We start from the raw sequence: 24,183 nt of genomic DNA on the forward strand, positions 1-24,183 counted from the left end.
TTAATGCTCTGTTAAAGCTGAATTCTGGATCATTCATAATCCCTGAAAGGAACCGGCTGTGCTGGTACTGCAAAATGAGCGCTCTTACTGGGATCAGGTTGAGAACGCCTGAAATAGAATCATAAGTGGAATTTTCATATTAATAACTTCTAGTTCTGTTACTCGTGTATTTTTTCAACAGTAACTCAGGTTATTCAGTTTCTGGACATTCACGACAATCATCGTTACATCTATAGCTGCATCTGCAGTAGCTAGTGCATACAGAGAGAGTACGTCTAATGGGATCCCGGATATGATGAAGGTTAAGATACTGATTTATTTATTTGTTTCATCATCTGTGCGTCGGTATTTCAATACCATTTAAGCTTATCCGATTGGTTTCTTAACTCTGGCTAACTGGTTCTAATTGTCTCATATTCTTCTTGTAACTGTGCCGTTAATCATGTCCTCTGCTGTCAATAACTTTTCATTTTTTGTTGGTTTCGTCTTCAATAATTTTTAAGCATATGTATAAGCTCATTTCTACTCATAAAATAAGTTCGGAAGAGGTTTTGAAAGTTTACTATGTGTTTTAATTGTTTGTTTTGTGAATCTTTATTAAACAATCTTGTTGTAGGGCTTAATTATATTTTGCTAACATGAATTTAGTACTTCAATTATTCTCTCCTTTGCTTTATAAAATATTTTCGAATGTGATAATGAGATTCGTCCTTCGGCAATATGAACTACAGCCTTGTCCATCTCTCCCCTATTCTGTACACCTAAATATGCATAATATGTCCTCGCAAGAGCCTCAGCATCACTCATCTTTTGACATTTAAAATCAAAATATGTTTCATAAAAAGCACCAAATAAAGCCTCGTAATTCTGTTTCATACGTATCTACACCTCTTTGAGGCAAAGTTAAAAGAACCACAATACGGGCAAATATCTCATATTACGTTGTTAATGATCTTTCCAGTATTATAGATGGTTTATGTCGCGTGGTTCAGCATCAACAAATCTTTCAAACCAGTTGTTGAAGGGATAGTATCCTTCATTCTTGATTTCTAGCCCAGCATTATTCATGAAGAACTCGCCACCACATTCTAATAAATTTATTAAAGGTTCATACACGCTTAAATACTGACTCGCTTCAGGACACTTGTCTGAATATCTCGCAAGCTGTAAGTACCATAAGACTATATTTCTTATACTTTGATTATCCTCAAAAATCCTTAGTATATCCGCACTGAAATAAGTGGAAATATCCATATCCCACTCAATATCTCCTAAAAAACGAGGTAAATTAGCAAAAGCCGGTGATTTAGCTTTCAGTTGTTTATTCTTGTAAAACTGAGATAATCTTCTCAAATACTCAAAACCAAAGTACCTCTCCTGAGTAAAATTACCTATATTTCCCCAATTGATACTGTTTATTTTCGAGACAGCTGCTTCTAAACGCATTTCTTTCACCTCAAGTTAATAATTATGAATAGAATCATCTGAATAAGTATCCCAATCTTTATAAGAATCATAGTCTGGGAAACTTCGAGGATTAGGATCTGTTAAATTTGCTTTATCATGTGCATTTTTTTCAGGATCTTTATTGAAGGTGTTACCGTTCCAAGTAGATCGATCCATTAATGGAATTCCGCTATCCATTAACTTTTTTTCTTTCAATTCATGATATGCCAGCTGTTTAAACCAGTCTTTTTCCTTAGCTGTAAGTTCTCATTTTTGTGCTAATCTCCGCCCGCTTAATAGACGATGCGTGGTGCATTGGGGACGATGTAAAAACGTAATACAGGTATTACATGGGTGAAGTGTGTTATTGGTTGAATGAAGAGTTCATTCGACCAATGGGTAGCCCCACCTTCCCTAACTAATAGCCCTTCAAACATATTGAGATTATTGAATTCTAAAATTAGGATAATTACAAATTACTTGTGTCGTAGGGTACAGTTGATACAAACCTATCATACCACCCATTTAATGGTATATACATAACGTTTTGTATGTCTAATTCCTGTGGTCTAAGGACAAAAAAGCCCCCTCTTTCAATGATTCTGATTAATGGTTCATATACATTTAGATACTCAGTATATTTAGGATTTCTATCAACGTATATTGATAATTGTATATAAAACTCAAATATTTTTTTTATATATTGGTAATTAGCAACAAACTCTAAAACCGTTGGATTGCAATACTTCGATATAAGTACTTCATTTTCAGTATCACCAAGTAATTTTGCTATATTAGAAAACATAGGTGGTTGTGGACTCAGACATTCATTTTTATAAAACAATGCCAACCTCCTTAAAAATTCACAACCCAAATCTGCATCTTTATTTGAAACAATTGCACCAATCATATCCCATTTAATTCCATTAATTCTCGATACTGCATTATTTAGGTACATATTTCTCACCTCAGAATTTAATAGTCAATTTTTTTATTATTATTTAGGTCATACTCTTTGTATTTATCATAACCTGGAAAATCATCATCTGGTTGTGTATCAGTTAAATTTCTTAATTGCTCGTGTGGCATTAGTGCAGGTTGATCTATAGCCAATTTTTATATCAACGACTTATCATGGATTACTATAATACAAAAAAGCTCACTCCTACTTACACTTCAAGCGGGAATAAGCTTTTAGAAATTTATAGTTTATAAATAATTTGGATTTGTATATTTGCAATTTGACTATTTTTATCGAGTTGTTAACACATTTATTTCAAATGCTCGACAGAGTTGTAAGGAGAGTTATTATTGTTCTATTAAACTATTTATTCGTTGAACAAGATCTGTTTTTTCTTCTAAAACAAGTTCATCACAAACTGTATTTATATTAAAGCTGTGTATTTCGTTAAGTAATTTTTCAGGAAACGGCTGATCGTTTCTTACTAAAAATTCAGCCAGTGTTACATATACTGTAATTTTTGTACTAACAGTACGATCACAACTTCTTTTATATCGACACAATACTTGTTTTATGATCTCCTCTCCATTTATATTGTTGGCAACAAGCTCTAAACATGAATCTCTAACTGAATTTGTAATTTCTGTATAATACCATCTCGCCTGGTTGGATAAATCAAGAGGCATTAGTTTTACTTTTTGTAGTACCTTATATTTACGATTTAATAATTCTTCGAACTGCTCGTGAGTTAGTTGTTCACCTTCTATTTGTCTTTCAATTTTCTCAAAGTTAATTGATTCTAATGCATGTACAAGAATTTCTTTTGTTTCACCATAAATCCTGGGATTCTGTAATGAAAGCTCAACATACACGATAAATATGAGTGCTTTTTCCATTTCGTCAACAATACTTTCAGAGTAGAATTCATTAAAAGTCATGTTTATCGCTTCGTCGTGACTATAGTATTCATTTTTGTACCTTTCAACATCTCCATTGAACTCATCTATTAAATCTTGATATTGCCATGCCATAAAGATCACCTCGTAATTTTTTGAACTTTAGTTCCACCATTATGAATAACCTCAATTATTATGCCTGGATAATCTTTTTGAAAATCACTTATGTTTTTATTGCAACTTATACACGTATCATTTTCTGTGATTTTTCCTTTAATATCTGGATTTGGCGGGCCAAGTTGTTTAGCTAAATCATTTATTATTTTATGCTCTGTATCACTATTTCTCGCTATAACTCTACCTAAACTATTAGGGGCATCCTCTGCTGGATACCTCACTTCGCCCAGTGGTTTATAAGAAAATCCATCATAATTAAACTCAGGCTGATGCGGTGGTGATGCTCCGTCTACTTGGCTGTGTGCATAGAATTCTTTTTTCACTCCTGGAATATCAACTTCTGCATAGCCAAAGTTTGCTCCACTTTTATTCAAAGCGCCGTTAGATAATCTACTTTTCAACTCTGACACCCTATGGAGAATATGACCTTCTGTCTCTTGATCAATAACTCTTGTTGGGAACCAACTTCAACCTTCCCCCGTCTCCCCATCCAGTTTCCTCGCTAAATCTCCTTACCTGCCTCCGTCTCTTTCCAGAAGTTCTGTTGTCGGCTATTTTGAGGCAAAGGCTTGGTAGGTTTGCTGAAGGATACATGAGGTGAGCCATCCATGGCGAGCTTTGAACCGGGAAGGCGATTCTTCGCACGATTCAGCGCATCAGAAGCAACATCCGTGATGTTACCGGCTGTTTTATTCAAGTTCGTCTTCGCTTGTTGTTTCCACGCCGTCCAGTTACTATCTAGTGCCGACATGTTCTTGCTATTGATCAGCTTATCTGCGGCTTTATTCAACCCATGTTTGGCCAAGATCGCCAGATTGAGGTTCGCTAATATGAAGGCCATTAAGAATAGGTGATTTTGTGAGCTTTTCGTTTCTTAAAACTGTATTAATCCCTCAAATTTGTAAATTATTTAGTATATTCCCTTTTAGGTTCAATATCTCTAGTTCTATTATAACTATAGATAAGCGATTTACAGTTTTCAAAGATATTGAGAAATGTTCACGAAAAAAAGGACGATTATGGTGATATCTGACCATAATCGTCCTGCCCCAGTGTAACAGAATAGCTTTATTGAGGCTTTGAAACTAAAGCATTAGATGCCATACAACCCAATTAATTGAATATCGGGTTCATTCGGCACAGGGTGATATATTCTAATAGCCAGAACTTGCGTAAATTATCATTATAGTATTAGCGGTGGATAAAATGAAACCAAACATGTTGGTTATCTCGCATTCTGACGTTAATGGTAGGAAACTTACTCTGAACTAATAAAAAAATTACTGTAAAGTTGTCTCAAACCAATCATTATCTAGTAAATCCAAAGCAGTATCACTAATATCTTCTGGCTCAACTGCACTCATTTCTAATGGTATAATCCTAGCCCGAGCGGCCCAACCATAAACTAACTCACCATTATGATACCTTATCCGTCCTCCCCTGCTGAATAATTTTATAATAGGCATATATAAATCTTGGAATGTAAGTGCAACCGATTCGTTCTCGCCAGATAAATACGCCCATTCTAAGTAACTTTTACAAGCTGATTTGACCAGCGACTCATCTTTTATTTCATTTAATTCATCGCAGTAATCATAAATATCAATTGGTAACTTCATGTCACACATATCTGCAGCGCTAAAAATTGCCAATCTTTTTCTAGGTTCTTGATTTATAAAATCATAAAATTGAGAAGATCTTCTCAAGAACTCATATATCAATATCCCGTGCGAAGGTCTATTCGGTTCTTCTTTTTCCCAATTAATACTTTTAATTATCGTTCTTGCTTCATCGAATAACAGACTCAATTAGACATCCTCCTTCTTATGAATAAATTTGTAATTCTACAATAATGTTTCATAAAACTTGAAATCCGGAAATTCTTTGGGAGCTGGTGGAGCAAGTTCATGTGCCCTCTGATTGGACGGCCTTCCAGTAATCTCAATGGTTAAGAATATTGTTATTTGTTACTTTCAAGTGTGCTACTATGTTCTGTATAAAAACATTATAAAAGGCGGATTATATTTTGCCTTAATCCGCCTTTTCAACGTTTATTAAGTTAATCTTTCAACATATACCTCAACCAAAATATTAGCAGTAATGTGTCTCTTATGAGAAAAATATTAATTTTCCATTATGCTATCGACATTATCTAAATATGAATCGCTAATATCAATTGGTTCATTTTTTGAGTACCTTTCCACCCATTCACCAAGTAGTAAAGTAGTCCCTCCGGTCTCAAGATACACTCCCTTATCAATCCTTAGCGAGCCGCCTCTTTCTAAGAATCTAATTATAGGTTCATAAATATCTTGATATTTCATTGCTGTTGTTATTCGAATGTCTAGCAAGTAAGCCAATTCTATATAACGCAAACACATTATCCTTGAGATAGGGTTATAGGGAATGTCTTCTGTAGGAAATATCTGTTCACTTATTCTCTCAAGGTCAAGTTCAATATTTGTCCCCAAAACCTTAATAGGACTAAAGAAAAAATTTGAACTAGTGAAAGTGTTAGATACTAAAAATGCCGATGTTCTCCTCAAGAATTCCGATACTAGACAATCATTAGACTTTTTATTCTCTACCTCTAGAGACCAATCTATTCGCTGTACTCTTTCTATAGCGGATATGAAATTATAACTCATCCCACTCTTCACCTACTTTTATGCCATAGCCATAATATTTATTCAAACCAGTTGTATAACCTGGAAATGTACCAAACTTTGGTTTTTCTGGGGCTAATACATGAGCCCCAGGGGGATCGGGATTAAAACCATCCTTGCCATTCCAAGCACTAGGATTACGATAATCCTTGCCCATTTCCATTAATTTTTTTCTTCTAGTTCATGGTCTTTCAATTTATTAAACCATTTCTTTTGATCCCAAGTTAACTCCCCTTCAACCGCCTTATGAAAAGCGAATACTACTTCAGAATCAGGTGTTAACTTAGATTTATAGTAGTAAAGCCCCTTATCATCATACCAGGGTAAATCATATTCCTTTAAAAACATATGCGACAAAAGATCGTTAGCCTCCTGTAAATTCAATCCAATATTATGAGAAAAATCTTGGACATCTTTAGCACTCCAGTTCCTGACTTCATTAGCTTTCTCTTCTGTTTTTAAATCAATTTTTAATTTACTTACAACTGGAGGCTCCCCATATCTTTTAGGAATATCCCCCGTTCCCCCATCCAGTTTCCTCGCTAAATCTCCTTTACCTGCCTCTGTCTCTTTCCAGAAGTTCTGCTGTCGGCTATTTTGCGGCAAGGCTTGGAAGGTTTACTGAACGATACATGAGGTGAGCCATCCATGGCAAGCTTTGAACCGGGAAGGCCATTCTTCGCCCGATTCAGCGTATCGGAAGCAACATCCGTGATGTTACCCGCTGTTTTATTCAGGTTTGTCTTCGCTTGTTGTTTCCACGATGTCCAGTTACTATCTAGTGCCGACATGTTTTTACTATTAATCAGCTTATCCGCGGCTTTATTCAATTCATGTTGGCCAAGATCGCCAGATTGACGAACATCAGAGCGACATGAGATCGCGAATATAATGGTCACAACAACAAAATTATATTAAATTAGGCGATCAGCATCTCGGAATCTATAATCAACACCTAAAAGCATACCTTCTTTTGATTTTTTTTTGGCTTTCTTTAATAATATATCGTTATTTTGGATGGGGTACTGAAGTTAGTTTTAGATTCAACAATAGACCTGATTCAAGCATTTACGAGTCCCGGTGATCTCCATACACATTTCACTTACCTTTTTTATAATAGTTTAACGTCCTTCAAATCGACTGTAGTTCAGTAGGAAGGGACTAGTCAAGTTTACCCTACCTATTTTACGAAAACTCTATTCTAGTGCATTTCTATTAAGAAGCATTTTCTACAGTTCAATAAAATTGTAGATACTTAAAGAAAGCAGACGTAAAAAACAGATCAATTATGGTAGTGGCCATAATGAATCTATTTAGTGGATGAAATTGGGTTATTTAGGTTATTTAGGTTATTTCATTTACACAAAAATCTTTAAGCTGCCAATCGTTGTGTATGCCTGATTAATGCAGTAGGCTATAGTGTCAATATATTTCAGATTATTTCATTAGTGTTCAATAAGACAAATTTTCTATGTTCAATAAATCGTTTGAAGTTCTCATTATCCCAAAAAGAAGTGTTATTATTGACATATATTACTTCATTTTTCTTCACCAAATAAATCGTATCGCCATTAAATTCAAAAATACAGTTAGAGTAAACATTATCTATTAATTCAAAAACAATAGTTAATATGTTAATCATTGCCTTTTCCCAGTCATAAAACTTGTTTAATCTAAAACTTAAATCTTGTTGATCCTTAAATTCATTTATAAAATACTCTGATTCATAACCAAAGTAAGAATCAGAGGTGTCCAATAGTGCCAATGTAAAACCAAGTATTTCATTTGTCTCTGTTATCTGAATCCCCTTTGTCATTTTTTCTATTTTGTTTATGTCTAGTTTTACACCCAATTTCCCTAATTCAGTAATGAGATCATCATTGGATAACTGTATTTTTTCTAAGATAAATGAATATTCTAAAGCCATTCTTATGAACCTCCCACTTAAGGTATTAAATGAATTACATTTTTATCTTTAGTTACTACAATGACTTCGTCTAAATTCATTATTGGCCATTCAGTAAATTGTTGTTTCAATTCATTTATATCTCCATTCCAGTCTCCAAGATTGAGCACAATTCTTCTTGTTTGACCTTTTTTTATTTTCTTCTTTTCTAATTGTGAAGCAATACCACGCGAGCTTGTTTCACCTTGAGGTGAATAGAAGTCAAAAATAGTACCATTTATTAAATAGTCAGGATCTTTATTAGTGTCTAAAATTTTTGGATTTTGTTCAACATCGTAACCATTTCTAGATAAAATCTCTGCTGCTTCATTCTCTCGAAATAATGAACGTTTAGTCTCTTCATCCATATTTTCCCTTATTGTAGTTTTGTATCCTCGTGCCTGGGCATTTGAATCTGAAGGATTTACTGGCATGGTTATCTGTCCTGGATTCCCCCAATGTCCTCCACCTTCTGCTTGGCTAGGAGTAAAACTTTCTTCACCCGTTCCCCCATCTAGTTTCCTCGCTAAATCTCCTTTACCTGCCTCCGTCTCTTTCCAGAAGTTCTGCTGTCGGCTATTTTGCGGCAAAGGCTTGGTAGGTTTGCTGAAGGACACATGAGGTGAGCCATCCATGGCGAGCTTTGAACCGGGAAGGCGATTCTTTGCCCGATTCAGCGTATCGGAAGCAACATCCGTGATGTTACCCGCTGTCTTATTCAGGTTCGTCTTCGCTTGTTGTTTCCACGCCGTCCAGTTACTATCTAGTGCCGACATGTTCTTGCTATTGATCAGCTTATCAGCGGCTTTATTCAATCCATGTTTGGCCAAGATCGCCAGATTGACGAACATCAGAGCGACACCGAGATCATCCAGCATCTCTGATCCATCCCAAGAAACGTGGGATTGGTATATGCGTTTCCGTTCTTCAGGTCATTCAGTTTCTGGACATTCGCGAATCCCTAGAAAATAATAAAACAGATCAATCACCTTTTGATTGATCTGCTAAATATATCCTTAAATATGAATATTTATTTCATTAAAAAAAACGAAAATTCTGTTTTTTCTGTAATCACTAATCCAATCACAATAAAATAATAATTTGGGGAAATTTTATTCTTACTCAACAATTTTTTAAGCTTACCATTAACAAGTTCTAATTTGAACATTAATTTGTCTCATGTTCTTTTTTTGAGCTATCCTAAGGTGCTAAACTCTATACAATGTAATAATACCTAGAATAATTGACTTATATGCAAAACTAGCCTTTATCTAATCGAGATAGTAGTTGTTTGATTCGGATACTTAAGTCTTTTTTCTCCAATTCAGGTAGCAATACGTTTAAATCATTTATATTGAATTGTTCAAGTTTAGATTTCACCTTATCTAGGTGAACATATGAATTAATTGAATTATTTAATAATACTTCGCCAAGTGCCGTAAGAATAATAGCCATATTAGAAAATGAATGATTACTATTTTTTAATTGTTCCAGAATGATTTCGGCAACTTCTTCTTCTTTGTAATTTTCTATATCTATTAGCTCCAAATAACTATTATTAAAAAATTGTTTATAATGCCATCCATTATCTACTTCATCTAAAAGTTCATCACTATAACATCGCAAAGGATTATTCTCTAAAATGAGTGCAGAATTTCGTGGCCATCCATACTTCCCACTAATTAACTCGTTGTTATGATAGCTTATTCTACCTCCCCGTTCATACAATTTAATTATAGGATCATATAATTCTTTAAATTTTAGTGAGGCAGGGAAATTCTGATCAATTAAAAATGACCACTCCAAGTAAAAAGTACTTATCATCTTAGCCCAACCGTCTTTTATCTCATTCAACTCTATACATTCAGACTTAGCATCTATTGGCAATTCAATTTCACAAATCTTAGTTGCACTAAAGATAGCTCGTCTATTATTGGGATCATAATTACAATAATCCATAAATAGATTTCCATGTGTTATGAATTCAGATACTAGAATAGCATGTGAAGGTTTGCTTGGTTCCTTATAACTCCAATTAATTTTTTGTATCCTCTCTCTGGCTTTTTCAAAGAAATGGTTCATTTTTTTCACCCCAATAAATATTGTTTAAATCTCGACTTCCATTCCTGGATATAATTCATCTGGAGGAGGTGGTGCTAGATCGTGAGCTCCTGGAGGATCCCCTGTCATTCCATTCTTTGGATGCCACGAACCCACTTTACGATATACCATCCCTTCTTGCATTAATTTACTCTCAGCCAGTTCGTGATCTGCTAGTTCTCGGAACCATTGCTTTTCGATAGGTGGTAATTCTTCCTTTAGAGCCTTTTCCCACCCATATGCAATACCGATTTCGGGATCAAAATATCCTTCATAATAATATTTCCCTCCAGCATAATCTGGTAGATTTATATGTTTTGTCAAAAACAAATGTTCTTTTAATTTGATTGATTCATCAACACTAAGTCCTGTATTTCTTGCAAAGGTCTTAATTTCCTCAAGGTCTAATCCTGAAGCTCTTAGTTTTTCATATGTCTTTAAGGCAATCTCTTCTTGTTTAAATGCAGGGATAAATATTAATGGTTCGCCCCTTGGTTCAACAGGTTTTATAGTAGGAGCTTTACCCGCTCCCCCATCCAGTTTCCTCGCTAAATCCCCCTTACCTGCCTCCGTCTCTTTCCAGAAGTTCTGCTGTCGGCTATTTTGCGGCAAAGGCTTGGTAGGTTTGCTGAAGGATACATGAGGTGAGCCATCCATGGCGAGCTTTGAACCGGAAAGGCGATTCTTCGCACGATTCAGCGCATCAGAAGCAACATCCGTGATGTTACCCGCTGTTTTATTCAAGTTCGTCTTCGCTTGCTGTTTCCACGCCGTCCAGTTACTATCTAGTGCCGACATGTTCTTGCTATTGATCAGCTTATCGGCGGCTTTATTCAACCCATGTTTGGCCAAGATCGCCAGATTGACGAACATCAGAGCGACACCGAGATCATCCAGCATCTTCTGATCCATTCCAAGAAACGTAGGATTGGTGTACGCGTTTCCGTTCTTCAGGTCATTCAGTTTCTGGACATTCACAACAATCATCGTTGCACCTATAGCTGCATCTGCAGCAGCTAGGACATACAGAGAGAGCCCGCCTGATGGGATCGCGGATATGATGGCCACAACGCCAAAAATAATATTGAATTGGGCAATCATCATCTGGGGATCTACTATCAACACTTGGAACGTATACCTGGATAAGTATACCTTTTTTTGCGTTTGTTTGCTTAAATAATCCGGTTTTTGCGGAATGACATGTTCCAGCTCCATCTGATCGAGCCATGGACGGATAGTTTTAAAGGCATCTCCAAGACCGGTGGACTCCATGAACTGCTCACCCAGACTCTTTTTCCCACTGGAAGATCCTTGCCCAGAAGAGCGCTGTCCACTTAGTACCGGAGGTGCGGGTAGCATCGCTTGGATTTGCGCTTCCGTTTTCCCTGCTCTTTCTCCTGTTGCCCGAATCTCTTTCGATTGTTGCTGCCAATTGTAAATCTTCGTACGGTTTTGATTCATCTCCTTGTAGTCCTGTTGCTGCTGCGCCAGTTCCACTTGTTTATGCTCTTTGCTTTTCTTTTCAGGTTCAGCGGCAGGTTGATTCACGTACTTGTTCTGATAGACCGTTTTCTGTTCATCCGGCGTTTTACTGCTCATCCAGTCCTTCGCCTGATTCGCTAGTCCAGGATCACTCTGAGCTGTCTGTGCAACCTGACTGCGAATATCAGCGCGCTGTGCATCTGTTAACTGTACTGCCGTCTTCAAATTCATCGACAGATCTATTTCCTGCTTCATGATTTCGCCATCTGCCAGCATATCCAGATACAGCTCTTCCAGTTCTTGATCGGTCAGCATTTCCGCGAAATCGACTTCGATCTTCTGGAAATCCACCTTTTTGCTCTGAATGCCCACCCGGTTGCCACTAAGGACGACATATTGATCCACATTCGTCTGCAAGACAATCTGCTGCTCTGCTTGAATTTTGAATGATTCCAGCATGCCCTTGTCGTTACCTGAACCCGCCTCAATCTGACTACTCGCCACCACGAGCAGATCTTCCGTCGCGTTCAGGCTAATGTTTCCCGCATCCAGATGCAGACTGACGCTTCCTTTCTTGAACAATATGCCATCGTCGCCAAGCTGCATACGCGCTTCGCCTGGCATCTCGAACACTTTGGTTGCTGGCTTATGGAATACAGTCCGGCTTTTCATATCGTCGCTACCACCGCGAACAGAATTAATAGCCATAGACTGTTTCTCTGTCCCACTGGGGAAATATACTTTGATGCGTGCCCCTTCATCTGGCAAACAGTGAAAGATGTTGTTGCCTTCCCCCGAGTACGGAAACCACCAGTTGCCTTGCTCATCATGTTGGTTGTCGATGTCCAGATGCACTTTCACCATGTTATTCGCCCGTTTCACGACACGCCCTTCCAGCGATCTACCCTGAAGTTGCTCATTCCGTCGGGATTTTCGTCGTAGGCTTCGTCTTTGGACGAACAGGTATTCATATCTAAGTCTGCCTGCGTTATAGCTAATGACCGATTCGGACACGACCCAGATCTGCCCTTTGAAAGAGACATCATCGCCTACTTGGCAGAATTGTTCACTTGTCACACGGTAACGGACAAAGTCAGACTCAGTTACCTTCTTCGCATCGTCACCTTCCGCATGTGCCTTCATTTTCATACTGTGCTCGAACTTTCATTGGCTTTCTATAGCGCAATTCCTTTTCTAATTCCTGATTGATTTTCAATAATTCTAGTACCACTGTCTGTTCATATTTTGGACAAGCAATAAAAAAAGCTCATTCCTCCTCATCGTTCAAGTTGGAATAAGCTTATGAAAGCTTTTCAAGTTATTAGTTTAAAGGTTGTATTTAATTATTGTATTACACTAGATTATATAGTTGAATAATAAATCTCTACACATTCTTATAGACATACTAAAGATCACTTATGTCCATTGGTTCTTTATCAATAAACCTTTCAAACCATCCACTTAAAGGATAATAGGCTCTCTTTTCTATTTCTAGCTCATTATGCTTAAGATAAAAACAACCTCCTCGTTCTAAGACTCTAATCAAAAGCTCATATATATGTAGATACTGGCTCGCATCAGGGAAATCATCAGCATACTTTGCCAATTGTAAATAATAATCAATTGTTTTTCGTGTGTACAAACTTTTATTCAAAAACTCCACTGCATCCAAATTACAATAAGCTGAAACAGTTACTTCACCTTCAAAATCTCCAAGCAACCTTGCAATGTTTGCCATAGCTGGTGGCACAGGTTGTAACTGATTCTTTTTAAAAAATTGAGCCAATTCTCTCAAAAATTCATAGCCTAAATCTTCATCTCCTTCATTAACAAGTGTCCCTACTAAATTCCATTTTATATCATTTATTCTAGAAACCGCTATTTCAATATGCATTTTGTTCACCTCGTGATTAGTAGTTATCTTTAGCATCAGAAAAGTATCTATCAAAATCTTTTTGATAGTCAAAATCTGGAATACTCTTAGGGTTAGGGTCAGTAATATTTGCTTTATCATGTGCATTTTTTTCAGGATCAGGATTAAATCTTTCGGTTTTGGGATTCCATGTAGAATGATCCATTAATGGCATCCCGTTTTCCATTAATTCTTTCTCCTTCAATTCATGATTAGCTAGTTTTCTAAACCATTCTTTTTCTACAGTGTTAAGTTCTCTAGTTTGAGCTACCTCCCAAATATGTGCAACATCTGGATCAGCTTTAAAGTAGAGTTTTTTATAAGTAGCACCTTCTATTGATAGCGGATGTGTGTCAAGAAATAAATGTTTTTTCACAGCACTTATTTCTGGCTCAGATAAACCAGAATTCTTTGCCACTACAGACACGTCCTCTAAACCTATTTTCCTTATTTTGATATACTTCCTTTCCAAAAATGCATCAAAGCCATCTTTCGGAGGTATGATATATGGCTTCATCTCTGCTGGATCAGTTATATAATGTGTTCCTTGAGAGTTACCCGTTCCCCCATCCAGTTTCCTCGCTAAATCCCCCTTACCTGCCTCCGTCTCTTTCCAGAAGTTCTGCTGTCTGCTATTTTGCGGCAAAGGCTCGGTAGGTTTACTGAAGGATACATGAGGTGAGCCATCCATGGCGAGCTTTGAACCGGGAAGGCGATTCTTCGCCCGATTCAGCGCATCAGAAGCAACATCCGTGATGTTACCCGCTGTTTTATTCAAGTTCGTCTTCGCTTGTTGTTTCCACGCCGTCCAGTTACTATCTAATGCCGACATGTTTTTACTATTGATCAGCTTATCCGCGGCTTTATTGAGCCCATGTTTGGCCAAGATCGCCAGATTGACAAACATCAGAGCGACACCGAGATCATCCAGCATCTTCTGATCCATTCCAAGAAACGTGGGATTGGTATACGCGTTTCCGTTCTTCAGGTCATTCAGTTTCTGGACATTCACGACAATCATCGTTGCACCTATAGCTGCATCTGCAGCAGCTAGAACATACAGAGAGAGCCCGCCTGATGGGATCGCAGATATGATGGCCACCACGCCAAAAATAATATTGAATTGGGCAATCATCATCTGGGGATCTACTATCAACACTTGGAACGTATACCTGGATAAGTATACCGTTTTTTGCGTTTGTTTGCTTAAATAATCCGGTTTTTGCGGAATGACATGGTCCAGCTCCATCTGATCGAGCCATGGACGGATAGATTTAAAGGCATCTCCAAGACCGGTGGATTCCATGAACTGCTCTCCCAGACTCTTTTTCCCACTTGAAGATCCATGCCCAGAAGAGCGCTGTCCGCTTAGTACCGGAGGTGCGGGTAGCATCGCTTGGATTTGCGCTTCCGTTTTCCCTGCCCGTTCTCCTGTTGCCCGAATCTCCTTCGATTGTTGCTGCCAATTGTAAATCTTCGTACGGTTCTGATTCATCTCCTTGTATTCCTGTTGCTGCTGCGCCAGTTCCACTTGTTTTTGCTCTTTGCTTTTCTTTTCGTGTTCAGCGGCAGGTTGATTCACGTACTTGTTCTGATAGACCGTTTTCTGTTCATCCGGCGTTTTACTGCTCATCCAGTCCTTCGCCTGATTCGCTAGTCCAGGATCACTCTGAGCCGTCTGTGCAACCTGGCTGCGAATATCAGCGCGCTGTGCATCGGTTAACTGTACTGCCGTCTTCAAATTCATCGACAGATCTATTTCCTGCTTCATAATTTCGCCATCTGCCAGCATATCCAGATACAGCTCTTCCAGTTCTTCATCGGTCAGCAATTCCGCAAAATCGACTTCGATCTTCTGGAAATCCACCTTTTTGCTCTGAATGCCCACCCGGTTGCCACTAAGGACGACATATTGATCCACATTCGTCTGCAAGACAATCTGCTGCTCTGCTTGGATTTTGAATGATTCCAGCATGCCCTTGTCGTTACCTGAACCCGCCTCAATCTGACTACTCGCCACCACGAGCAGATCTTCCGTCGCGTTCAGGCTAATGTTTCCCGCATCCAGATGCAGACTGACGCTTCCCTTCTTGAACAATACGCCATCGTCGCCAAGCTGCATACGCGCTTCGCCTGGCATCTCGAACGCTTTGGTTGCTGGCTTATGGAATACAGTCCGGCTTTTCATATCGTCGCTACCACCGCGCACAGAATTAATAGCCATAGACTGTTTCTCTGTCCCACTGGGGAAATATACTTTGATGCGTGCCCCTTCATCTGGCAAACAGTGAAAGATGTTGTTGCCTTCCCCCGAGTACGGAAACCACCAGTTGCCTTGCTCATCATGTTGGTCGTCGATGTCCAGATGCACTTTCACCATGTTATTCGCCCGTTTCACGACACGCCCTTCCAGCGATCTACCCTGAAGTTGCTCATTCCGTCGGGATTTTCGTCGTAGGCTTCGTCTTTGGACGAACAAGTATTCATATCTAAGTCTGCCTGCGTTATAGCTAATGACCGATTCGGACACGACCCAGATCTGACCTTTGAAAGAGACATCATCGCCTACTTGGCAGAATTGTTCACTTGTCACGCGGTAACGGACAAAGTCAGACTCAGTTACCTTCTTCGCATCATCACCTTCCGTATGTGCCTTCAGTTGCTCATACTGTGCTCGATCTTTCATTGCCGTGTAACGAATAGCCTTGATCTCCTGCCCCCACGATAAGTCCGGGACTCCGAAGAATATACGAGGGGCATCCATCGTAACATCCGGCAAGATGACGGTACCCACACGGGCTGCGAGTCGCTTCATGAATTGCCAGTCCGTCTCCTCATATTGCACAAGCAAGGCTCCGATCGATGCCTGATCACTGGTCGCCATGTTCTGGGCATCTCCTCCATGGTACTTTCCAGCCAACTGGCGCACAGCATCAGTATATGTCAGACGTTTGTTCTGATAGGAACGGCTTTGGGGTGTCATATCCATCACGTAGCTACGCGAGAGTGCATGTACCTCTACAAGCGGGATGCCATCCTCCATCTGGATGTCTACTTTGATAATCCCCCCAGCAAACCAGCTTTCCGGTCTTGCATCCGTAATCTTTTGTATAATTAAACTATCCTCAAAGCTGCTATGTATCAAGCATTGCTCTGCTTCCTCTTCGCTCATGCGAGCTATAAATACACATTTGGCATGCGTGTTAAAAGCTCTTTCAATTCGAAAACTACGCAGCTCCTTGATGTTATATGGCCACGTTAACTCATAGCCATCTCCTTGATAAGTTACTTCCATATCTCATCTCCCCCTTTAGAAGCTACCTGGCTGAAAATTGAGGGGGAGCTGGATCCATGCCATTGGTAAGTAAGCTGATTTTCCCACCGCATTTGCAATACAAGCAAGACTTGCTCGTTAACGCGGGTACCCCTTGAATAGATACATTGGAACTCCCATTTGTCCACTTTGTCGTTGCTCCAGTCAATGCATCCAATAATGAATTAGACATGGGTAGTGAGACCAAAGCGCTAAGTTGGGCTGTAGCTTGAGCGGTAAACGGGGCTTGTGCTGGTGCAGATGCTGAAGCTGTAGGCATCAAATCTGGTGCACATGGAAATACAGCCTTACCGAATGTTGGTTCTAATGGATCTGGATCAATGATATGTGGAAGGGCAGCGTAGTCTCCAATTAGCTTTTCCGCTGTCTTCATGGGATGTAGCTCACTTCTACAGTATCCGAACGAATACAGATTCCCATCAATGTTTTCTCCCATCTTGGTACAAGGCACGCCGTGCATAACTCTTGGCTCCGATGTGGACGTCACGCAGTCGTCCACTGTTAGCATTGGGCTCCCATTGATATACACACCATTAGGCTCCAGCTTGTTAAGCACATCCTCATGTGTTCCTAAGGTACAATACATATAGGCACCTGCGGTTACATAGGTATCCTCACTTCTCCAAGGTGAGCTTAGCAACTCACCTAGCGTACCTTTATCTAGTACCGTATCTATAATCCCCATCTAGTTCTCCTCCTGTTATCTGAATCGGTCTCACAATTAACCCATATATTCCTGCTTTTAATAACTTCTCGGCTACTTCAAGTCCTACGATCGTCAGATATGAGCGGTAATACGGGACGCACCATATGGAGCTCTCGCTCAACCCTTGATGTCCAAGATCTATACCGTTCACTTGTCCGGCTTGAACCTGAACTGCCTCGGGTGCCATCCAGCTCACTTGTGGTAACTCGATCCATTCATAGAACGTCTGGTTCTGCTGCTCCAGATTCATGACAACTATGCGTTTGTGATGAAGATCTGATTCCATTTTGAGCATGATGCGAGATAGCTCTTCCACATACAGTTGTATAGGATAGTGGTTAACGATACATGGGGATGTAAACACTTCACCTTGTTTTACATACACCATTTCTTCATCTGCTGTCTGTTCATACCCCCGAAGCATCCGTTCCGTCCATTGAATAGCCCCTTGCTGCGGGAGACGGCGGTCATATTCGATGATATAGTACTCCATGCGCTAGCCTCCTAAGCCTCAATCCATTCTACGGAAGCTCGTTGCTCAGAGGTCAGTTCAAGCCGGAACCGATCCTGTGCAAGCATCCGGCTACCCGATAGATCTGCTCCTGTGAAATTCACCTGCTCTAGTTCTGCGCCCGTAAAATCACCAGCGATTCTAGCGTACCTAAATGTGGCATGGCTTAGATTCGCTCCCTGAAACCGAAGTCCCTGAATACCATAGATCAGTCCATGCGTCTCTATGAATGTACCCCGTTCACTCCATGCACCATCGAAGCTGGCACCTGTGAGGTTACAATCTCGAAAGTCTGTATCAAGAAGTAGTGTTTGACCGTAGTTGGACTGTGTACATTGACAACGTTCAAATCGTGTGCCTAGTAGACTTGCACCTTCAAAGCTGCTTCCACTCAACTCCACTTCCTCGAATCTCGCATGATTGAAATCTAGTTCTGCATAATTTCCGTTACAGAGATTAACACCAGCGATATGTTCATAGATATATTCATTCGGTAGCCTGCTTTCTAACCAACCTTTGCACGCAATAGAGCTTCTCTGTAATCCGTTGAAACGATATACCGATTCCGTTACTTCGTGATCCTGATACTCTCCCACACGAACTTCGAACTGTACCTCTTTTCTGATCGCTTCAAAAGAATCCATTGTACGGATCGTATCCATAGCATGACGAACAGCAATAACCATATAAACGTGAAAAGGATAGAGCTGACCTGCTTGCCATGCCTCTAATGCAGCCTGATCAATCCGATTCATATAACGTCTGCGACCATCCTCGCATTCCTCAATCCATTGATCCATAAAGCTGTAGATCCAGCTCGCATCATATAAGAATCCACTGACAGGCACTTCACTTTCTTGACGTCTGTCACTCGCGTGCAGCATGTAGGCAGGATCGCCTTGAATGAGCCTTGTCCGCATCAACGATACGTGTATGGTACTGCACGACTGAAGCTCTCCGCGCTCTTGCTGGTGCAAGATTTGTTCGCACAGTGCCCCGAATAACGGAACGAACCCTTGCACGATCTCTGATTTATTCGCAATATAAAATTCATGAAGCTTATGTACTTTGGCGTTTCGCAGCGGCAATGCCTCTTGTTCCAGAAACTGTTGCCATAGTTCCAACTGATGCATGAGCCCATCCTCCGCTTTTTTACTGATTCATTAATATTTCGATTCCTTTGATAACGACCTGTCCTTGATCGATGGTTAAACCGCCATTACCGTCTTTGGTAGACATATCAATCTGATTCGCCTGAAGGGTCACCGTCTCTGCTACTAATTCCACTTGTTTACTAGCCTGTAGCGTGATCTTGTTCTCGCAATTTAGAATAATCGTTCCAGCACTGGTCAAGGTCAGCGTTGCCCCTCCGGTCGAGCCGGTAATCGTGATCCGATCCTCTTCAAAGGTAATCTTCTGACCCGTCGGTGTTAGAAGGAACTTCGTATTGGGATTGGCCATCAGATCTTCTTTCAGATCCTTATCAAAATTCACAACCGGCTGCAGCTGTTGCTGCTGTACAACCGTTGTCGTTCCTCCACCTGCCCCGCTACTCCCTCCACTTCCACCTGTTTGCGATGATGCTCCAGACCCTGATGGTGCCGCACTTGCCGGACTTTCTTCTGCAGGTAGTTTTTGACGAACAGAACTGAGCGCAATGCCCTCAGTTTCTCTAGCATTGGGAAAATAGAGCCTTATACTGTCACCTTTTTCAGGCATGCAATACCAGCCAGTCTGATCATCCGATGCATACATCGTGGAGTATGGGAACAGATAGGCTGTCGCCAGGCTCCACTCCTGATCGCTATCTAGATGAACCTGAACCTCGTCTCTCACCACCCCCATGATATTTCCGGAGATGGACGCACCCACCAAACGGGAGTTGTAACGCTTGCGGCGATATGCAGATGCTTTGTGGCCAAGCACATAATGATGTAAAAGCAACCCCTTTTTCATCTCAGTCCGAATTTCGAACACATATAGTGAATGTCCTTTGAACTGCACTTGATCCCCAAGCTGGAGCACCCGATCACGTACCTGTACTTCATAACGGATATAATCCTTCTCATTGATATCACTCGTCTCCAGCTTAGCTTCTTTCTGATAAGCGAGCATATCTTTATACATTCGGTAGTGAGTCGCTTCCAGCTTCCCTGCATCACGTTGTTCAGGCAGCCCAAGATAAATACGAATGCGTTCCTCCGTTGATACGGGAACAAGAACCGTATGATAATGTGACGCAAGTCGCTTCAAGAATTCCCAATCCGTTTCTTGATATTGAAGTGTATACGCACCCAGCTTTTTTTTCTCTATGAAGGTGTTGAAGACTTGTCCATCCGGATAGTACCCACTAATCTTCTGCATAACGTCAGGAATTAACATACCTATATTCTGATAGGATCGTGTTTTGCGCCGAAGATCCATAGCATGTGAATGGGACACAGCCTCCGCTTCAAGCCAGTACACCTTGTTCTCCACCTTCACATGTAGCTTCAAAATAATTCCGTGAAATAAACGTTGCTTTTGACCCTGCTCATCCGTATAGAACAATTCAACTGGTGTACTCTCGTCCGCCATACGTACATACTGTTCTTCCTTCTCTTCCGGAATCACTCCAGTGAAAGTAAGCTTGCCATGATCATGAACTTTCATGAGTAATGTTACTTCATGGATTCGGATATCAAACGGCTGAATTTGCAATTGTTCATAACTAATTGTTACTAGAGACATACTCCTCAATCACCACCTATTTTCTTAGATGTATTAATTTTCTATTTATCGACTTTATAAGTAAAATATTTAATGGATTTTGTTAATTTTCATTAAAAAGGATAAAAATAAGACTTTATATACATATCATGCATTCGTATCCGCGCACAAAAATGAAGCAGTATCGCTACTGCCCCTTCTTCTTGCCCATTTAATTATTTTCGTCTTTAACCAGCCTACTTAGCACTTTTATCCCAGTCTTCACACCCGTTAATTCATCGTAGATGAGCATCTGTTATACTATGGATAATCAGTTTTAGCTTGAACCTAATACACGATGCCTATAAAGGAGATCTATAGTTACATGAACAATATCATTGAATACTGCCTTACGAAGAAGGGTGCGGTGAAGGACTTTCCTTTTGGGCCAGACATCCTTGTGATCAAGGTTGCTGGGAAAATGTTTGCACTCATTTTTGAAAGCAGAAATACGATAAACCTCAAATGTGATCCGGTTATTGCGGAAAATTTGAGAGAACAGCATGAGAATGTGCAGCCTGGATATCATATGAACAAAAAACACTGGAACACCGTTCTGATCAATGAATCTTTGGATGAGTCTGATGCGCTTCCTATGATTGATCATTCTTACGATCTGGTCTTCGGTAAACTTCCCAAAAGTACTCGAGAAGCGATCATGATGAGGATTTAGTCCTCTCTGCGAAGTTCATTTCATGAACTTATCTACCTTCCCGAACAAAAGTTTGATCCACTGCGTCGGGCCAGGCAGACTGGGAAGAAACAACAAAGTTAGAGCAAGCATCGCTGACAGTAGTGTAATGCCTCCTGCAACGATTCTTGCTTTTTTCTGTGCGCTACTGCGCCACTCCCCATACACCATAGCTGCTGTCATAAGACAGATTCCTAGGACAGATACGAATTTCATTCGCTCTATTCCTCCCTATACTTCTTATCAGTACAATCAGATCATCCAAGGCTAGTCTGTGCCCTGCTCCGGTATGCCTTGAGGACCTATGGACTTCCCTGTACGCGTCACGAGCGCCTCCACCTTCACCTGAACATCCATGGTAGAAAAAAGTTCGTCCCAGTTTTTTTGCTGCGCGTTCCATTGTTTGGGATAATGTCTGCGGAATTCAGTTGCAAACTGGAAAAAATCCGTCTTTAGCTGTTTCTGTGCCATGACTAAAGCTTTCTCCGCTAGCTCTTTTAAATGTTCTGACCATGCTTGATCTAATTCATTTAACAAAGTCGGATCAGTTAAGTTCGCATCGGTAGTGTTAAGTACGACTTCCCCTTTGGACTTCACTTGAACCTGCATACGCCATTCATTGTTGATAATTTGAGGGATTAAGGCCGTATGCATTTCAATCGGCATGATGGAGAAGGAGCCCTCCATATTCTTCAACTGGACTGGCATAATAATATTCTCCAGCTCGTTTGCAAGTAACAGAATGCCCACACTCATCGGTTCCGTAACGGTTTTAATATAATGATCATTTTTATATAGGCTTAACCCTTTAATATACGGAGTAGAATCATATCGATCTTTCCCCGGATCTGGTGGTAACATTAACATTCGTGACAGTGTAGCGGAACGGCTTGGTCCTTCAACGGACTGGGCGAGTTCAAGTACCGTCACCCGTGTACCCAGCTTCATATTGGCCATTTCACGCAAGGATTCTGCTGAGCTTCTTTCGAGGGGATCAAGCAAAGCAAGAATATCTTTAGCAGAATCGCTAGTGGAGAAGACATAGGCATGTTCGCGGAATTGAGGGTATCGAAGCAGAAAATCGATGTATTGGCGTAAGCCCTGTTTGCCAGCATGTTCACTAATAACAATGACCTCGCAGTGTCCCCAGAACATATTACGAGGCACTTTCCTTTGTAATCGATTTAGAGCTTCGGCCACTGTACGTCCCTCCGCTGTTCGAATCATCGTCACTCCGCTTGGGCTTCCCTCACTGCCTCCCGATGATCCCCCGCCCGCCTTTCGTGGAATAAAAATCTGGGAAGTTAGTTGATACCGCTCATCCTCATAGTCGATGCCTGTCGCGAGCACAATCGCCAAATCGTTAACTTCAATCCGATCCCAGCATCCGGACAGCACGCTACTGCTAAGAAGTATAGCGATTATAGATATCACTTTCCGCATTCTCTTCCCCCCGAACCTGCCTTAGCTCCATCTCCGCGGTTGCGTTTCCACAGCTTTTTAAACAAGGCTATACCATACAATATCGCTGGAAAAACCAACAATAGCACCAAGGTATATACATTCGCTGAAGAGCTGACAAGATTGGCAGCACTTGCACTATCGGATACAATCCAATATGCAAAAACCATACATAAAAATGCGAGTGGTACTACAACAGGTTTATAGTCATTCAACCCAAACCATTCTGCTGTGGATGTTGCAAAAATATACAGAAAGACAGAGATTTTAACGAAAATCCCAAAGATCCATATCGCAATAATAATAGACTCAATATGCTGGAGAAAGTCAGCAATCGTAATATATCGTGCAGCAACCATGACCGGATACGCAAAACTATCGGTTAAGTCTCCGATCAGAAATAAGCAGATGAGATTGGTCACCGTCATGGCAACCGTTGTAAATAGAAGCGAGAACAGCATTGTTCTGGTTAAACCCTTTTTACGATTCACGTAAGGTAACATAAACGCCAATACAATATATTCACTGAACCAAGCAGCAGGCGCAACAGCCCCTTTTAGACTTGGCACTATTCCTCTTTCCATAAAAGGCAGCATTTCTTCTGGCCTCAGTTCCTTGGTCAGCAGGACAAAGATTATGCATAAAAGCACAACAACCAACGTTACAAATACTTGAGAGGTACGACCCACCACTTCGATACCCAATCTAACATTGATCATACAGACCACAACCATCGTACCCATAATTACGAACAAGGGTGTCTTAGGCAGAGCGTTACTTGCAATAAACTCACCATATCCACGAATAATTAAGCCTGTTAAGTGTGGCAGAAAACCAAGATACATCAGCCCTAATAATTTGCCTGGGAACCATCCTATGATGAGTGTTGAAGACTGCATGATTGTTTTACCGGGATATAACCGTTCAAGCCCAAGCGATATTCCTATGGTCGCAAGGCCAACGAATGATCCCCAGATGGGCGAGATCCACATGTCATGTCCTGCATAATGCATCGTTATACCAGGGACGGATAAGATGGATGTGGCCAGAATGGCGGGAAAAATCATGAATGCTAATTGAGTGACAGATATTTTCCCTTTCTCGGTCAACATTGCACGTCGCCTCCCCCTGTTGTGTAATCCATTCC

26 protein-coding genes are annotated in these 24,183 nt (G+C 40.4%); 1 reads left to right on the forward strand and 25 read right to left on the reverse strand.

The window, feature by feature from the left end; all coding sequences use genetic code 11:
- Positions 1 to 633 precede the first annotated feature (633 nt).
- The 22 genes from MH215_RS05280 to MH215_RS05385 form a co-directional block, all read right to left on the reverse strand.
- Positions 634 to 876 carry an Imm3 family immunity protein gene (locus MH215_RS05280; protein WP_239288863.1) on the reverse strand — a complete coding sequence of 81 codons (243 nt, stop codon included), beginning with the start codon at positions 874 to 876 and terminating at the stop codon, positions 634 to 636.
- An 87-nt stretch (positions 877 to 963) separates the two neighbouring features.
- On the reverse strand, positions 964 to 1,446 hold the full coding sequence (locus tag MH215_RS05285; protein ID WP_239288864.1) for a hypothetical protein: 483 nt from the start codon (positions 1,444 to 1,446) through the stop codon (positions 964 to 966).
- Between the two features lie 15 nt (positions 1,447 to 1,461).
- Positions 1,462 to 1,662, reverse strand: a complete 201-nt coding sequence (locus tag MH215_RS05290) for a hypothetical protein (RefSeq protein WP_239288865.1) — start codon at positions 1,660 to 1,662, stop codon at positions 1,462 to 1,464.
- A gap of 253 nt (positions 1,663 to 1,915) precedes the next feature.
- Positions 1,916 to 2,404, reverse strand: a complete 489-nt coding sequence (locus MH215_RS05295; RefSeq protein WP_239288866.1) for a hypothetical protein — start codon at positions 2,402 to 2,404, stop codon at positions 1,916 to 1,918.
- Between the two features lie 350 nt (positions 2,405 to 2,754).
- Complete coding sequence (locus MH215_RS05300; protein WP_239288867.1) at positions 2,755 to 3,438, reverse strand: Imm3 family immunity protein; 684 nt, start codon at positions 3,436 to 3,438, stop codon at positions 2,755 to 2,757.
- A gap of 5 nt (positions 3,439 to 3,443) precedes the next feature.
- A complete protein-coding gene (locus MH215_RS05305) occupies positions 3,444 to 3,881 on the reverse strand; it encodes a deaminase domain-containing protein (protein WP_239288868.1) in 438 nt (145 codons plus the stop codon).
- Positions 3,882 to 3,982: 101 nt separating this feature from the next.
- Positions 3,983 to 4,285: a hypothetical protein gene (locus tag MH215_RS05310; RefSeq protein WP_239288869.1), complete on the reverse strand. Its 303-nt coding sequence runs from the start codon at positions 4,283 to 4,285 to the stop codon at positions 3,983 to 3,985.
- A 475-nt stretch (positions 4,286 to 4,760) separates the two neighbouring features.
- Entirely contained in the window at positions 4,761 to 5,288 is a 528-nt protein-coding gene (locus MH215_RS05315; RefSeq protein ID WP_239288870.1) for a hypothetical protein, read from the reverse strand.
- A 315-nt stretch (positions 5,289 to 5,603) separates the two neighbouring features.
- The gene (locus tag MH215_RS05320) at positions 5,604 to 6,128 is read right to left on the reverse strand and encodes a hypothetical protein (protein ID WP_239288871.1); all 525 of its coding nucleotides are present in this window, start codon (positions 6,126 to 6,128) and stop codon (positions 5,604 to 5,606) included.
- Positions 6,118 to 6,309 (reverse strand): hypothetical protein, encoded by a 192-nt coding sequence (locus MH215_RS05325; RefSeq protein WP_239288873.1) that lies wholly within the window; start codon positions 6,307 to 6,309, stop codon positions 6,118 to 6,120. The genes MH215_RS05320 and MH215_RS05325 overlap by 11 nt, the downstream gene beginning before the upstream one ends.
- Complete coding sequence (locus tag MH215_RS05330) at positions 6,309 to 6,752, reverse strand: hypothetical protein (RefSeq protein ID WP_239288875.1); 444 nt, start codon at positions 6,750 to 6,752, stop codon at positions 6,309 to 6,311. The genes MH215_RS05325 and MH215_RS05330 overlap by 1 nt, the downstream gene beginning before the upstream one ends.
- Positions 6,689 to 7,045 carry a hypothetical protein gene (locus MH215_RS05335; protein WP_239288876.1) on the reverse strand — a complete coding sequence of 119 codons (357 nt, stop codon included), beginning with the start codon at positions 7,043 to 7,045 and terminating at the stop codon, positions 6,689 to 6,691. Before MH215_RS05335 ends, MH215_RS05330 begins: the two co-directional genes overlap by 64 nt.
- 533 nt (positions 7,046 to 7,578) lie before the next feature.
- On the reverse strand, positions 7,579 to 8,073 hold the full coding sequence (locus tag MH215_RS05340; RefSeq protein ID WP_239288877.1) for a SitI3 family protein: 495 nt from the start codon (positions 8,071 to 8,073) through the stop codon (positions 7,579 to 7,581).
- 17 nt (positions 8,074 to 8,090) lie between these two features.
- Positions 8,091 to 8,969 carry a CdiA C-terminal domain-containing protein gene (locus MH215_RS05345; protein WP_239288878.1) on the reverse strand — a complete coding sequence of 293 codons (879 nt, stop codon included), beginning with the start codon at positions 8,967 to 8,969 and terminating at the stop codon, positions 8,091 to 8,093.
- 382 nt (positions 8,970 to 9,351) lie between these two features.
- Complete coding sequence (locus MH215_RS05350) at positions 9,352 to 10,173, reverse strand: hypothetical protein (RefSeq protein ID WP_239288879.1); 822 nt, start codon at positions 10,171 to 10,173, stop codon at positions 9,352 to 9,354.
- A gap of 24 nt (positions 10,174 to 10,197) precedes the next feature.
- Positions 10,198 to 12,822: a hypothetical protein gene (locus MH215_RS05355; protein WP_239288880.1), complete on the reverse strand. Its 2,625-nt coding sequence runs from the start codon at positions 12,820 to 12,822 to the stop codon at positions 10,198 to 10,200.
- 256 nt (positions 12,823 to 13,078) lie between these two features.
- Complete coding sequence (locus MH215_RS05360; protein WP_239288881.1) at positions 13,079 to 13,567, reverse strand: hypothetical protein; 489 nt, start codon at positions 13,565 to 13,567, stop codon at positions 13,079 to 13,081.
- A gap of 16 nt (positions 13,568 to 13,583) precedes the next feature.
- Positions 13,584 to 16,880 (reverse strand): phage late control D family protein, encoded by a 3,297-nt coding sequence (locus tag MH215_RS05365; RefSeq protein WP_239288882.1) that lies wholly within the window; start codon positions 16,878 to 16,880, stop codon positions 13,584 to 13,586.
- A gap of 22 nt (positions 16,881 to 16,902) precedes the next feature.
- A complete protein-coding gene (locus MH215_RS05370; protein ID WP_239288883.1) occupies positions 16,903 to 17,604 on the reverse strand; it encodes a PAAR-like protein in 702 nt (233 codons plus the stop codon).
- Positions 17,576 to 18,118 (reverse strand): hypothetical protein, encoded by a 543-nt coding sequence (locus MH215_RS05375; RefSeq protein WP_239288884.1) that lies wholly within the window; start codon positions 18,116 to 18,118, stop codon positions 17,576 to 17,578. The genes MH215_RS05370 and MH215_RS05375 overlap by 29 nt, the downstream gene beginning before the upstream one ends.
- A gap of 11 nt (positions 18,119 to 18,129) precedes the next feature.
- Complete coding sequence (locus tag MH215_RS05380; protein ID WP_239288886.1) at positions 18,130 to 19,269, reverse strand: pentapeptide repeat-containing protein; 1,140 nt, start codon at positions 19,267 to 19,269, stop codon at positions 18,130 to 18,132.
- A gap of 19 nt (positions 19,270 to 19,288) precedes the next feature.
- A complete protein-coding gene (locus MH215_RS05385) occupies positions 19,289 to 20,866 on the reverse strand; it encodes a contractile injection system protein, VgrG/Pvc8 family (RefSeq protein ID WP_239288888.1) in 1,578 nt (525 codons plus the stop codon).
- 343 nt (positions 20,867 to 21,209) lie between these two features.
- Here MH215_RS05385 and MH215_RS05390 point away from each other — a divergent pair, with 343 nt between their 5' ends.
- Complete coding sequence (locus MH215_RS05390; RefSeq protein WP_239288890.1) at positions 21,210 to 21,557, forward strand: MmcQ/YjbR family DNA-binding protein; 348 nt, start codon at positions 21,210 to 21,212, stop codon at positions 21,555 to 21,557.
- Positions 21,558 to 21,572: 15 nt separating this feature from the next.
- Here MH215_RS05390 and MH215_RS05395 read toward each other — a convergent pair whose 3' ends face one another.
- The 3 genes from MH215_RS05395 to MH215_RS05405 are packed head-to-tail and all read right to left on the reverse strand — an operon-like array spanning position 21,573 to position 24,148.
- Complete coding sequence (locus MH215_RS05395; protein ID WP_239288892.1) at positions 21,573 to 21,791, reverse strand: hypothetical protein; 219 nt, start codon at positions 21,789 to 21,791, stop codon at positions 21,573 to 21,575.
- Positions 21,792 to 21,842: 51 nt separating this feature from the next.
- Entirely contained in the window at positions 21,843 to 23,018 is a 1,176-nt protein-coding gene (locus MH215_RS05400; RefSeq protein WP_239288893.1) for a Ger(x)C family spore germination protein, read from the reverse strand.
- Positions 23,006 to 24,148, reverse strand: a complete 1,143-nt coding sequence (locus MH215_RS05405) for a GerAB/ArcD/ProY family transporter (RefSeq protein WP_239288894.1) — start codon at positions 24,146 to 24,148, stop codon at positions 23,006 to 23,008. Before MH215_RS05405 ends, MH215_RS05400 begins: the two co-directional genes overlap by 13 nt.
- Positions 24,149 to 24,183: the final 35 nt, after the last annotated feature.

The organism is Paenibacillus sp. ACRSA (assembly GCF_022346845.1).
Classification (GTDB): domain Bacteria; phylum Bacillota; class Bacilli; order Paenibacillales; family Paenibacillaceae; genus Paenibacillus.